The following is a 12,582-nucleotide window of genomic DNA, read 5'->3' as shown; positions in this document are numbered from 1 at the left end:
ACTATTCTCCTTAACCTACACTGCCTTCCAAGCTGACGCCGAGCAAATTCTGTGCTTCGACCGCAAACTCCATGGGCAATTCTTTAATCACTTCTTTACAAAAGCCGTTCACGATCATGGAGACGGCGTCTTCGGCAGTCAGGCCGCGCTGCATGGCATAAAAGAGCTGGTCCTCGCCAATGCGCGAAGCCGTTGCTTCGTGTTCCACACTGGCGCTGGGGTTCTGCACTTCCATGGTTGGGAAGGTATGTGCAGCACAGCGCTTGCCAATCAGCAGCGAATCACACTGGGTGTAATTGCGGGCGTTTTCTGCCTTGGGAGTAATACGAACCAGGCCGCGATAGGTATTGATACCTTGGCCCGCCGAAATCCCCTTGGAGATAATCGTGCTACGGGTATTGCGACCCATATGAATCATCTTGGTGCCAGTATCGGCTTGTTGGCGATGGTTGCTCAGGGCGACCGAATAAAACTCGCCTTGAGAGTCATCACCACGCAAGACCACGCTGGGGTATTTCCAGGTAATGGCCGAGCCGGTTTCAACCTGCGTCCAGGAGATGTGCGAGCGTGCACCACGGCATTCGCCACGCTTGGTGACGAAGTTATAAATACCGCCTACGCCGTCCTTATCACCGGGGTACCAGTTTTGTACGGTGGAGTACTTGATCTTGGCGTCGTCCAAGGCGACCAGCTCCACGACCGCTGCGTGCAATTGGTTTTCATCACGCATCGGCGCCGTACAGCCTTCCAGATAGCTGACCGAAGCCCCCTCTTCCGCGATGATCAGGGTGCGCTCGAACTGACCGGTATCGCGCGCATTGATACGGAAGTAGGTGGACAGCTCCATGGGGCAACGTACGCCTTTGGGGATGTACACAAAGGAACCATCGGAAAACACCGCCGAGTTCAGAGCGGCGTAGAAGTTATCGCTAGGAGGGACTACCGTACCCAGGTATTTCTGTACCAACTCCGGGTACTCACGCACGGCTTCGGAAAAGGAACAGAAGATCACACCGACTTCTTCCAGCTCTTTACGGAAAGTGGTGGCAACCGAGACGGAATCAAACACGGCGTCCACGGCCACACCGGCCAGACGAGCGCGTTCGTGCAAAGGCACACCCAGTTTTTCATAGGTGCGCAACAACTCAGGATCCACCTCGTCCAGGCTCTTGGGGCCGTCGGCCTTGCTCTTGGGCGCGGAGTAATAGCTGATGTCCTGAAAATCGATCGGTGGATATTCCACAATCGACCACTTGGGGTATTTCATGGTCAGCCACTGGCGGTAGGCAGCCAGGCGCCATTCCAGCATGAACTCCGGCTCGCGTTTTTTCGCGGACAGGAAACGGATGACGTCTTCGTTCAGACCTTTCGGTATGGTTTCAGACTCGATGTCGGTGACAAAGCCTGCCTCGTAATCACGATCGAGGAAGGTGTCCAGATGTTCGTTGACGGTACTCATTCGGTTAACTCCACGTTGGAGGTGCTCGCCTTGTTTCTGTTTTTCAATTCGGGACCCGGCTTGTGTGTCAGGGGAAATTCATTAACGGGCACACGTATCATGTCTGCAACACTGACCTCTTCCAAGGTGCGACGGACAATATCGTTGATACGCTGCCAATTACTGCGTATATGGCAATCTGACTCCACGGAACAGGCTCCAGGAGTGGCAACACATTCAGTCAAGCCAAAGGGTTGATCTTCCAGTGCATCAATAATCTGCGCTACACTTATCTGTTTGGCGGGGCGGCCCAATACATACCCTCCGCGTGCGCCTCGGCTACTGATCACCAGCTCGTGCTGGCCCAGCAGTTTAAGCACCTTGCTGACAGTTGGTTGGCCCAAACCCAGGATGGCGGCCAAGTCAGACGCACTGAACACACGGTCTGGATCGCCAGCCATGTGTGTCAGCACTAAAGTGCCGTAATCAATGATTTTACTGATTCGCAGCATTCCTTCTCTCTGAACAGGTCGTAGAACTATATAGTACTGCTTTGGTACTATATGGTCAAATTATCCCTGCAGACTTTGCTGGATATTCCACATACGGGCATAGGTGCCATCCAGGGCTAAAAGTTCGCTGTGTGTGCCCTGCTCCACGATCTGCCCACGCTCCAGAACCAGAATCAAATCCGCGTCTGTAATCGTGGACAGACGGTGGGCAATGATCAAGGTCGTGCGCTCGCGTGCAATCTCGTTCAACTCCGCCTGAATCGCCCGTTCCGTGCGGGTATCCAGCGCACTGGTGGCCTCATCCAGAATCAGCACCGGCGGATTCTTCAGCAAGGTGCGAGCAATGGCCACCCGCTGTTTTTCGCCCCCGGACAACTTCAAGCCACGTTCGCCCACAACCGTGTCATAACCATCGGGCAGGCTTTCGATGAAGTCGTGGATACTGGCGGCGCGGGCCGCGGCCACGATTTGCTCTGTGCTGGCGTCAGGACGGCCATAAGCAATATTGTGCAAAATCGTATCGTTGAACAGGACTGTGTCCTGGGGAACGATACCGATATGACGACGCAAGCTGTCCTGCGTCCACTCATGCAGCTCACGACCATTAAACAGGATTCGGCCTTCCGTCACATCGTAGAAACGGAACAGCAAGCGCGACAAAGTGGACTTACCGGCGCCCGAAGACCCAACTACCGCAACGGTCTTGCCTGCGGGGATCTCGAAACTCAGGTTCTGGATGACCTTGCGGCGGCTGTCATAGGCGAAGCTGACGTTCTCAAAACGCACGCCCGCCTGCTCACAGGACAAGACCTGAGCATTCGGCGCATCTTTCACTTCCTGCTTGCGACGCAGCAAGGAGAACAGGCGCTCCATATCGGCCAGGGAATTCTTGATCTCGCGGTAAACAAAGCCCAGAAAGTTCAAAGGCGCATAAAGCTGAGTCAGGAAGGCGGACACCAGCACAACGTCACCGACCGTCATGGTTCCGGCCAGCACACCTTGCGCCGACATGAACAGCAAGGCTGTCACCCCAACACTGATAATCGAGGCCTGACCGATATTGAGCAGATTCAGCGATACCTGATTGCGCACGGCAGCATGAACCCACTGGCCCATATTCTGGTCGTAGCGATTGATCTCGTAGTCCTCGTTACCGAAGTATTTGACTGTCTCATAATTGAGCAAGGCGTCAATTGCGCGCGAATTGGCACGACTATCCAAGTCATTCATGGCGCGCCGATAACGCATGCGCCGCTCTGTCACCAGCAAGGTAAACACAATATAGGCAGCAATCGTCCCCAGGGTCACCGCCGCAAAGACCCAGTCGTAACGCCAAAGCAAGATCCCACAGACCAGAGCAATTTCCAGTAAGGTCGGCAAAATATTGAAGACCAGGAAATTCAGCAAAAAGCTGACGCCTTTGGTGCCCCGTTCAATGTCCCGGCTCAAACCACCCGTTTGACGTTCGGTATGAAAGCGCAAGGACAGATCGAGCAAATGGCGAAAAACGTGGTTCGCAATCAGGCGCACCGAACCTTGCGTGACTCGCGCAAACAAGGCATCCCGTATTTCACCCAAAGCGCTGGAGGCCAGACGCACAGCACCATATCCCAACAACGCGGCTACCGGCAGCATCAGCGCGGTCGCAGGTAGACTCAAGGCATCGATCACCCGCTTTAGGTAAATCGGCATCATCACTGTAGCGACTTTCGCCAGCAGCAAACAGGACAAGGCCAAGACCACACGAGTCTTGAATCGCCAAACGTAAGGAAATAAGGATTTCAGGGTGCTCAGACCACCGGAGACACCATCAAGCACTTCAGGACGAGGAGGCACACGCAACAGGCCCGAGTCCACCAGCACAAGGCCGAAGAACCGCAGACAGCTTAAAAATAAGTTACAGCACAACGCTGAAATCAAGGCGGGACAAGCAAACGATACTTTCCACTGGCAGGCAGGCTCCTGCTATGCCCTTGATACGAATACAGAAAAGAGGCCCGCTACCTGACTAATCACCAACAACAACCAGGCAGCACCTAGCCAAGCAGTATAGCCTTTTACACTCGCCACCCCTGCCAAGACCCTGCCGTCGGCGTGCTTGTTGGGCTGATTATTGGTCTGCACACCACAGTAGCGGCAGCAAAGGCGTCAGCCATCAAGCCTCCAGTGCTGCAGATGGGGAAATTCACGTCCTGCCACTGCAAAGAAAATGCTGGCAATCCAGCACTTTGTTACCTTCAAGCCCTCAGCGAAAGGCATACAATACCTGCTTGTCTGAAACAGGCGCAAACAAAACAAAAACAGCGTCTGATAGCGGACATATGGCTCTTGAATCCCTTTACCGTGCAAAACCCATCCATGCCGTCTTCTTCTTTTTCGTATTCTTCTTCCCTGGATCAGCTAGCCGCACAAGACAGCCAGGCGCTGGATGTGCTGTACAGCCAGGAAGCGCCCTTGATGCTGGCCTTAGGCCAGGCCGTATTGGGCCGCCGTATTGATGCCGAAGAAGTTCTGCGCGATAGCTTTGTCTTGTTGTGGAAGAATGCCGCCGGCTATGACCCAGACCTGGGCGAAGGACGCGCCTGGATTTACAGCATTCTGCGCTTCAGGCTGCTGGCTCGACTGCGTCAACGCACGCAAAGCGGCGACAACCATTACGCCCTGCCCGCCATCAAGCCACAAGCTGGACAACGTTTTATCCCTGCCTTGGGCAAGCTCGATGGCACCAGTCAACGTGCCATGATCCATGCTTACCTGCACGGCAACAGTTACGAACAACTGGGCCCTCAACTGAACCGCTCTCCCGCCCAATTACGCGCGGTGGTCCAACATGGCTTGCAGCAGCTCACTCCCCTGATCAATGAAGGCAATATCAACGACCCACGTCACGCCGTGATGATTGGCGAGTACACCCTGGGTCTGCTCAGCCAACATGAGCTGGTTCAAGCCCATAGCCTGATGCAGCAAAATGATCAGGCCGCGCGTCTGGCATTGGCTTGGGAACATGCCTGGCTGGAACTGGTGGACTGCCTGCCCCCAACATTGCCCGCGCCCACTAGCCTGGCCCATATCCACCACACCTTGGGCTTGCCACCACCTGCTGCACGTCACCAGGCTGGCAACACAGCCACTGGCGCTGACGAGTCATCCAAGCCTGACAGCGCCAACAACGCCAGTGCAAGCACTCCAGCCATCAAGTCGGAACGTCAGGAACCCGGCATAAAGACCAGCGCGGCTCAAACGCAAACTGCCACTCGCACTGAACCTCGCTGGTCAGACAACAACACTAACCCGAGCAGCAAGGCAGACGATCACACGCCGCCCTTCCCCACCTTGCTACGCGCCGACTCTGACCCAGCCACAAAAGCCGCTACTGCCGCACCCGATCCAGCGCCGACAGGTGCGCCCCCAGTGGCAGAGAAGAAAAAGTCTGCGAAAAGCGAACCTGAATCTGTGGCGATAGAGCAGAAACGCAGACCCGAACCCGTTGAAGGCGAACGCAAGTCCCTTGGCTTTGCCATGCCCATGCCAATTTTGCTAGGTGGCTTGGCGGCTATCGTGATTCTGGGCCTGGTCATTGCCTTGCTCATGAACCTGAACTCCGAGCCCCCCATCAACGTTATTGAGATGAAGCCGCGTCAAGCTGCCATTTTGCAGGCCCCCGGCCAATCCTCGACCCCGGCCTGGATTGCTACGGTGGATCCACAAGGCAATGTCTTGCTAGTGCCCAAGGTCAACACCGAAGTCAACGCCACGCAGTCGGTACAACTGTGGACACACACGCCGCGTGGCACGCAAATCCGTTCTTTGGGCTTGATTGATCCCAATCGCCCCATCACGGTACCCGCTGCTTTGATTGGCACCGTAGAAGACGAGCAGATTTTTGAAATGACGCTGGAGGCAAAAGGCGGCTCCAATAGCGGTGCACCAGAAGGCCCCGTTCTGTATATTGGCCGCATCGTCAGCTTTGGACAGCTGGATAATCTGCCCCAGGCCAATACGGAAGCTAACTCGTCGGCAACCCGCTCTTAAAAGCAGCATCCAGCCGTTCCAGCTCGTCGATTTCCTCGACCGTGAAGCCCGCCTCCAGGCGGGCTTGGCGATTAAAGGGACCGCGCAAACGTGGCGCGCGATAGCGCTGTGCCAACTGACCATAGGTATCAAAGTCAGGTAAACCTTGCTCTTGGCAGACTTTGCGATACCAGTAATTGCCCAACGCGACATGCCCAACCTCATCACGCAAAATGAGGGCGATAATCGCAGCCGCTTTTTCATCTCCGGCATCCAGTAACTTACGATGCACCAGGGGGCAAGCATCCAGCCCCCGCGCTTCCAGGGTGCGCGGCACTAAGGCCAAACGCGCCAACAGATCAAAGCGTGTTCGCTCAGCCATCTCCCACAGCCCGTCATGGACGGGCAAGTCCCCATAGCAGACACCGAGTGTTTGAAGATGATTGCTTAGCAGCTCAAAATGCAACGCCTCCTCCACCGCCACCTGCAACCAGCCCGCATAAAACGAGTCCGGCAAACCTGGATAACGCCACAACACGTCCAGAGCCAGATTGATGGCATTGAACTCAATATGAGCCAGAGAATGCAATAAGGCAGCGCGACCCTGAACAGTCCGCACGGAACGCTTGGGAACCTGTTGAGGGCTGACAAAACACAAACCCTGGGGCCGTCCTGGCACACCTGCCGGCTCGTCCAGATGTTCGTCTGCCCCTACGGGCAAACCATGAGCAATTGCCCTTACCGCTGCCAACTTGCCAACTGGATCTTGCACTAACAAAGCCTTTAAAGCCTGACTACGTAAGTTCACTGCGTGTTCCTTCCATGAAAAAGGCCGGCTCCAAGGCCGACCTTCTTTCCTGCTGAGCAATTCCGAATTACTGGGCCGAGCCCGGATCCGTCATTGCCAAGGCTTGATCCAACATTGTCTGGATCTGGCCAAGATTAGTGCGCAAAGCCTGCATCTCCTGGCCAGTCAGTCGCACAGCCGCTTCCTGATCAAAAGGCATATCTGGGCCATCGCCCAAGCGATTGCGCGCCCCGCTGATCGTAAAGCCTTCGTCGTACAACAAGCCGCGAATCCGGCGTATCAGCAGCACCTCGTGGTGCTGGTAATAGCGTCGGTTACCGCGTCGCTTGACGGGCTTTAACTGCGTAAATTCCTGCTCCCAATAACGCAGGACATGGGGCTTGACCAAGCAAAGCTCACTGACTTCACCGATTGTGAAATAACGCTTGGCAGGGATAGGTGGCAAGGTCGCCGTCTTTTCGTTTGTGCTCATGGCCACTGATGCTGATCGACAATAGGAATGATTTTACACGTTCAGTCAGGCAAAACTGTACGCAAACGTACCAGGGCTCAGTCCTGGTCATCCTCGGGTGCCACGGGCGCCCCTTCGACTACACTTTTGAGCTTCTGACTGGCATGGAAAGTCACCACTCGGCGGGCCGAGATAGGGATCACTTCGCCAGTCTTGGGGTTACGGCCAGGACGCGGGGGTTTGTCCCGCACCTGGAAATTACCAAAACCGGACAGCTTGACCTCCACACCGTCGGCCAAAGAGTCGCGAATCTCGGCAAAGAAAGTATCCACAATATCTTTGGCTTCACGTTTATTCAAGCCAACGCGCTCAAACAAGAGTTCGGCCAAATCCGCCTTGGTCAAAGTACGCTCTACGTTCATTGTGTCTCCTTATGCCCTTGCCCGAGCGCCATGCACGGATACCAGTGCCGTCAACAATACCTCCAGGCATTGCTCGACACGTTCATCATCCAGCGTGCTTGCGCTGTCTTGCAACCAGAAGCGAATCGCCAGACTCTTTTCCGATGCATCGTTCTTGTCGCGCCAGACGTCAAACAATTGAATGTCCTTGACGATGGCGGCGGCCGCTGCCGTGCTGCGCACCTGGTTCAACGTATCCAGCACAGCTTGATAGGATACGTCTTTATCCAGCCAAACCGCCAGATCTCGTTGCACCACGGGCTGCTTGGATACTTCCTTGGCATGCACCACTTCGTCGTGAGAGATGGCATCGACATCCACCTCAAAGACCACGGGAGCCTGGCTCAGGCCAAATTCATTTAACCATTGGGGATGGATTTCACCAATCCAGCCTATGGTTTTACCATCCAGCTTCACACTGGCGCTACGGCCTGGATGCAAGGCGGGGTGAGCTTCAGGCTCGAAACGGACTTGAGCGGCACGTTGGCCCAATAAGGTTTCCAGATCGCGCTTAACGTCAAAGAAGTCAACCGGACGATCAGGCTGGCCCCACTGCTCGGTCACGACAGGGCCCCAGGCAGCGGCCGCAATGCGATTGGGCTGATGGATACCGGCCACGGTCAAAGGACCATTTTCCTGGGAAGCATCGCGCATGAAAACGCGGCCGAACTCGAACACACGCACACGCGACTGACGACGGTTGGCATTGCGTTCGATATTGGCCAGCAGCCCAGGAATCAGGCTGGTACGCATCACCGCCAATTGGCTGGCAATGGGGTTCAGCAAACGGATAGGATCAGCCTGCCCGTTAATGTCTTTTTCCCAGGACTCTTGCACAAAAGAGAAGTTGATGACTTCCTGGTAGTCCTGAGCAGCCAGCACAGCGCGCAAGGCGTGCGGGCCACGCAAGGACTCAGCCGGCACACGCATTTGCGCGGCAGCAACTGGAGGCAGATCAGGAATATTTTCAAAACCGTAAATACGGGCGACTTCCTCGATCAGGTCCTCTTCGATCGTCAAGTCGAAACGGAAGCTGGGAGGGTTGACCGTAAAGACACCGTCAGCCACCGAGAACTCCAGGCCCAGCAAGGTGAAGATGCTCTCAACCTGCTTTTGTTCCAGAGGAATACCCAGAACACGGCGGCAGCGATCCAGACGCATGGCAACGGGCTTGCGCTCGGGCAAGGCTACAACCTGATCATCCATAGGACCGGCCTGGCCACCACAGATTTCCAGGATCAGCGCTGTGGTGCGCTCCAGATGCTGAGTAATGGAGTCGAAGTCCACACCACGCTCGAAGCGGTGGCTGGCATCGGAAGAAAACTTGTAGCGACGAGCACGGCCCATGATGGCTTCTGGCCACCAGAAAGCGCCTTCCAGATACACGTCAGTGGTATCCAGCGTGACAGCACTTTGCTCGCCCCCCATGATACCGGCCATACTTTGCGGGACATCGTTAACCGCGATCACGCCAACATCGGTATCCAGCTCGACGTTCAAACCGCTCAACAGCTCCAACTGTTCGCCTTTACGTGCCCAACGCACTTCCAGACCGGCTTGTACATGCTGCAAATCGAACACGTGCGTAGGACGGCCCAGTTCCAGCATGACGTAATTGGAGATGTCCACCAACGCGGAGATCGAACGCTGGCCACTACGCTCCAGACGGGTTTTCATCCAGTCCGGGGTTTGGGCGCGCGCATTGACGCCACGAATCACACGGCCGGCAAAACGGCCACACAGATCGGCGTCTTTCACGGTAACGGAAACGCGATCTTCAATCGTGACAGGAACAGGTGTGAAGTCGGGCAGTGCCAGTGGTTCGCCCGTCAGAGCGGCCACTTCACGCGCCACGCCCAGCACGGACAGACAGTCTGCACGGTTAGGCGTCAATTTCAATTCGATAATCTGGTCGTCCAGATCCAGCAGTTCGCGCAGGCTCTGGCCCACGGGTGCGTCTGCATCCAGTACCAGCAAACCATCGTGATCTTGCGACAGACCCAGCTCGCGACCCGAGCACAACATGCCGGCGGATTCCACGCCACGCATTTTGACCGGGCCAATTTTCATGCCACCGGGCAGTTCCGCACCCACACGGGCCACTGGAATCTTGATGCCTTGAGCCGCATTGGGCGCACCGCACACAATCTGCAGCAGCTTGCCCGAGCCGTCATCGACCTGGCAGACGCGCAGGCGGTCAGCGTCAGGATGAGGGGCAATCTCGGCAATAAAGCCAACGACAACATTCTCGAACGCTGGCGCGGCGGCTTGAATTTCTTCAACCTCCAGACCAGCCATCGTCAGTTGATGACCCAGTTCTTCAGTTCCCAGTTTGGGATTCACAAAGCGGCGCAGCCACGATTCGGAAAATAACATGATGCAAAGATGGAGACGTAAAACGGCGTATACCGGAACCGACCGGGCCTAAGAGGCCCAGCGGCGCGAAGTAGGAATCAACGATTGAACTGCTTCAGAAAGCGCAGATCGCCTTCAAAGAACTGGCGCAAATCGTTAACACCATAGCGCAACATAGTCAGGCGCTCCAGTCCGGAACCAAAGGCGAAACCGATGTAACGCTCTGGGTCCAAACCGAAATTGCGCACCACTTGCGGGTGAACCTGCCCGGAACCGGAGATTTCCAGCCAACGGCCCTTGTTGGGGCCGGAGGAGAACATCATGTCAATCTCGGCAGATGGCTCGGTAAAGGGGAAGAAAGAAGGTCGAAAACGCACGACCAGATCATCGCTTTCAAAGAAAGCACGCAGAAAATTCGTGTAAACGCCTTTAAGATCGGCAAAGGAAATATCCTCGGCAATCCACAGCCCTTCCACCTGATGGAACATGGGCGAGTGAGTGGCATCACTATCGACTCGATAGGTGCGGCCGGGAGCAATCACTTTAATTGGCGCCTGATTCATGCGGGCATAGCGCACCTGCATGGGGCTGGTGTGTGTACGCAGCAAATAAGGCAAACCTTGCTCGTCGTTCATATCGATATAGAACGTGTCCTGCATCGAGCGGGCCGGGTGATTCTCTGGATTGTTCAGAGCGGTAAAGTTTGTCCAGTCATTCTCGATCTCGGGGCCGTCAGCCACATCAAAACCGATAGAGCGGAAAATGGCTTCGACACGCTGCCAGGTCTGGATCACCGGATGGATACCACCGGTACCACGGCCCCGGCCAGGCAAAGTCACATCAATTTGTTCTTGAGCCAGTCGCTGGTTCAATTGTTCTGCCGCCAAGGCAGCACGACGATCGTTCAGCAAACCTTCAATTTCGCGCTTGAGCACGTTGATGCTGGCACCTGCTGCTTTTTTCTGCTCCGGCTCCATCTGGGCAAGGCCTTTCATCAAGGCAGTGATGGCACCTTGTTTGCCCAAAAACCGAGCTTTGGCGTTTTCCAGCGAGGCGGCGTCCTGAGACTGCTCAAATAAGGCCCGAGCCTGGGCAATCAGATCGTCGTGAGAGGAAGTCATGGCGTGTTACTTTCCAAAAACAAACGGAGCCCCAAAGGCCCCGTTTGTGAACTATACAGTCAGATACCGCTTAAGCAGCCAGAGCGTTCTTAGCCTGTGCAACAACAGCAGCAAAACCTGCCTTGTCTTTAACAGCCAAGTCAGCCAGAACCTTACGGTCCAAAGCGATAGAGGCTTTGTTCAGGCCGGCGATAAACTGGCTGTAGCTCATGTCCAGTTCGCGGCAAGCTGCATTGATACGAGTAATCCACAGCGAGCGGAATACGCGTTTCTTGTTACGGCGGTCACGGTAGGCGTACTGACCTGCCTTCATGACAGCCTGTTTGGCTATACGGAATACATTACCGCGACGGCCGCGAAAACCTTTGGCCTGGGCAATTACTTTTTTGTGGCGTGCGCGTGCGTTAACACCGCGTTTTACTCGTGACATGTGTGATTCCCCCTAATTAAGCGAAAGGCATCATTGCTTTTACGGAAGCGACGTCGGCTTTATGAACCTCGACGGCACCGCGCAACTGACGTTTGTTCTTGGTCGTCTTCTTGGTCAGAATGTGACGCTTGAACGCTTGGCCCCGCTTGATGGAACCGCTACCACGAACCACAAAGCGCTTGGAAGCGCTTTTTTTGGTTTTCATTTTAGGCATGAAATTACTCGACTAATTTGTGTCTGCGGGTGGTCGCCTAGGAAGCTGGCTGACACTTGTATGACCCACAACAGGCACTTATTTTTTTCTTTGCCCGCTGCCAGAAACAGATCCAAACAGGGGAAAAGCCCTTGATTATAGAGTGATTCTTGGGAAATTGTCCAGATATCAGGGGGATTTTTTATAGTAGAGCCCTTGCTATCTGACCATCAAGGAAAGCAAGGAGCAGTGTATCTTCTTAGGGCGCGGTACCACACAGCATCCGGGCGATCGTGTGGGACGACCTCGTTCATAGACTGTGCCTGTCACTTATTTTCGGAACACCCATCACCCCAAACCATCTTTAAACACGAAAAAATAGCGCACAGGCAACAAATCAATTAAATACAAAACATCATCAGATAGAGATTAAAAGCCGGGTATTCGGGGCATGAAAAAGGCAGAAAAAAAACTCAAATAAGACCATAGGGAAGATTCCAAAACACAATCACACCGCCTCCTGATTACTCATATATTCGATTATGTTTTTTTGAAAAACCAATACAATAAATTCAATTAAGAAAAAAAATAGAAATATAAAATAAAACAAAATAAATAGGAATACACGCAAGAAGTGAAGTTTTTCTATAAAAGCGATTTTTCAGATAAAAAATAAAAAAAGACTTTTGACGCAGCAGCAAGCCCTGCTGTCTTGCATACGGAGTGGCACCATAAACCCACTTACTGATCACAAAGAAGTAGTGACATGGATTGACGCGCTGAACACTCCCAAGCCCCCGTA

At 54.4% G+C, this 12,582-nt stretch carries 11 protein-coding genes; 1 reads left to right on the top strand and 10 read right to left on the bottom strand.

The window, feature by feature from the left end:
- Positions 1-10: 10 nt before the first annotated feature.
- Genes sufB through AC6I6N_RS03000 form a run of 3 tightly spaced genes read right to left on the bottom strand, consistent with a single transcriptional unit; the run spans position 11 to position 3,792 of the window.
- A complete protein-coding gene (sufB, locus tag AC6I6N_RS03010; RefSeq protein WP_094196591.1) occupies positions 11-1,459 on the bottom strand; it encodes a Fe-S cluster assembly protein SufB in 1,449 nt (482 codons plus the stop codon).
- The gene (locus tag AC6I6N_RS03005; protein WP_094196590.1) at positions 1,456-1,950 is read right to left on the bottom strand and encodes an SUF system Fe-S cluster assembly regulator; all 495 of its coding nucleotides are present in this window, start codon (positions 1,948-1,950) and stop codon (positions 1,456-1,458) included. The genes sufB and AC6I6N_RS03005 overlap by 4 nt, the downstream gene beginning before the upstream one ends.
- Positions 1,951-2,010: 60 nt before the next feature.
- Complete coding sequence (locus AC6I6N_RS03000; protein WP_094198338.1) at positions 2,011-3,792, bottom strand: ABCB family ABC transporter ATP-binding protein/permease; 1,782 nt, start codon at positions 3,790-3,792, stop codon at positions 2,011-2,013.
- Positions 3,793-4,278: 486 nt separating this feature from the next.
- Here AC6I6N_RS03000 and AC6I6N_RS02995 point away from each other — a divergent pair, with 486 nt between their 5' ends.
- The gene (locus AC6I6N_RS02995; RefSeq protein ID WP_230018276.1) at positions 4,279-5,982 is read left to right on the top strand and encodes an anti-sigma factor domain-containing protein; all 1,704 of its coding nucleotides are present in this window, start codon (positions 4,279-4,281) and stop codon (positions 5,980-5,982) included.
- Here the strand turns inward: AC6I6N_RS02995 and AC6I6N_RS02990 are convergent.
- From AC6I6N_RS02990 to rpmI, 7 genes are all read right to left on the bottom strand, one after another.
- Positions 5,957-6,769 (bottom strand): ferritin-like domain-containing protein, encoded by an 813-nt coding sequence (locus AC6I6N_RS02990; RefSeq protein ID WP_094196588.1) that lies wholly within the window; start codon positions 6,767-6,769, stop codon positions 5,957-5,959. The genes AC6I6N_RS02995 and AC6I6N_RS02990 overlap by 26 nt on opposite strands.
- A gap of 67 nt (positions 6,770-6,836) precedes the next feature.
- Positions 6,837-7,241, bottom strand: coding sequence for a MerR family transcriptional regulator (locus tag AC6I6N_RS02985; protein WP_108727425.1), 405 nt, complete (start codon positions 7,239-7,241; stop codon positions 6,837-6,839).
- A 77-nt stretch (positions 7,242-7,318) separates the two neighbouring features.
- Positions 7,319-7,642 carry an integration host factor subunit alpha gene (locus AC6I6N_RS02980; protein WP_009454385.1) on the bottom strand — a complete coding sequence of 108 codons (324 nt, stop codon included), beginning with the start codon at positions 7,640-7,642 and terminating at the stop codon, positions 7,319-7,321.
- A 9-nt stretch (positions 7,643-7,651) separates the two neighbouring features.
- Positions 7,652-10,057, bottom strand: coding sequence for a phenylalanine--tRNA ligase subunit beta (pheT, locus tag AC6I6N_RS02975; RefSeq protein WP_108727424.1), 2,406 nt, complete (start codon positions 10,055-10,057; stop codon positions 7,652-7,654).
- A gap of 77 nt (positions 10,058-10,134) precedes the next feature.
- Positions 10,135-11,157: a phenylalanine--tRNA ligase subunit alpha gene (gene pheS, locus AC6I6N_RS02970; RefSeq protein WP_094196585.1), complete on the bottom strand. Its 1,023-nt coding sequence runs from the start codon at positions 11,155-11,157 to the stop codon at positions 10,135-10,137.
- Positions 11,158-11,227: 70 nt separating this feature from the next.
- Complete coding sequence (rplT, locus tag AC6I6N_RS02965; RefSeq protein ID WP_009454390.1) at positions 11,228-11,587, bottom strand: 50S ribosomal protein L20; 360 nt, start codon at positions 11,585-11,587, stop codon at positions 11,228-11,230.
- Positions 11,588-11,603: 16 nt separating this feature from the next.
- A complete protein-coding gene (rpmI, locus tag AC6I6N_RS02960; protein ID WP_003800367.1) occupies positions 11,604-11,801 on the bottom strand; it encodes a 50S ribosomal protein L35 in 198 nt (65 codons plus the stop codon).
- Positions 11,802-12,582: the final 781 nt, after the last annotated feature.

This window comes from Alcaligenes sp. LTN-3, assembly GCF_059735605.1.
This window is presented reverse-complemented; position numbering and strand designations above follow the sequence as displayed.

Bases quoted from the DNA above. Each gene is read 5' to 3' on its own strand.
- sufB (WP_094196591.1), bottom strand. From the start codon at position 1,459: ATGAGTACCGTCAACGAACATCTGGACACCTTCCTCGATCGTGATTAC.
- AC6I6N_RS03005 (WP_094196590.1), bottom strand. From the start codon at position 1,950: ATGCTGCGAATCAGTAAAATCATTGATTACGGCACTTTAGTGCTGACA.
- AC6I6N_RS02985 (WP_108727425.1), bottom strand. From the start codon at position 7,241: ATGAGCACAAACGAAAAGACGGCGACCTTGCCACCTATCCCTGCCAAG.
- AC6I6N_RS02980 (WP_009454385.1), bottom strand. From the start codon at position 7,642: ATGAACGTAGAGCGTACTTTGACCAAGGCGGATTTGGCCGAACTCTTG.
- pheT (WP_108727424.1), bottom strand. From the start codon at position 10,057: ATGTTATTTTCCGAATCGTGGCTGCGCCGCTTTGTGAATCCCAAACTG.
- pheS (WP_094196585.1), bottom strand. From the start codon at position 11,157: ATGACTTCCTCTCACGACGATCTGATTGCCCAGGCTCGGGCCTTATTT.
- rplT (WP_009454390.1), bottom strand. From the start codon at position 11,587: ATGTCACGAGTAAAACGCGGTGTTAACGCACGCGCACGCCACAAAAAA.
- rpmI (WP_003800367.1), bottom strand. From the start codon at position 11,801: ATGCCTAAAATGAAAACCAAAAAAAGCGCTTCCAAGCGCTTTGTGGTT.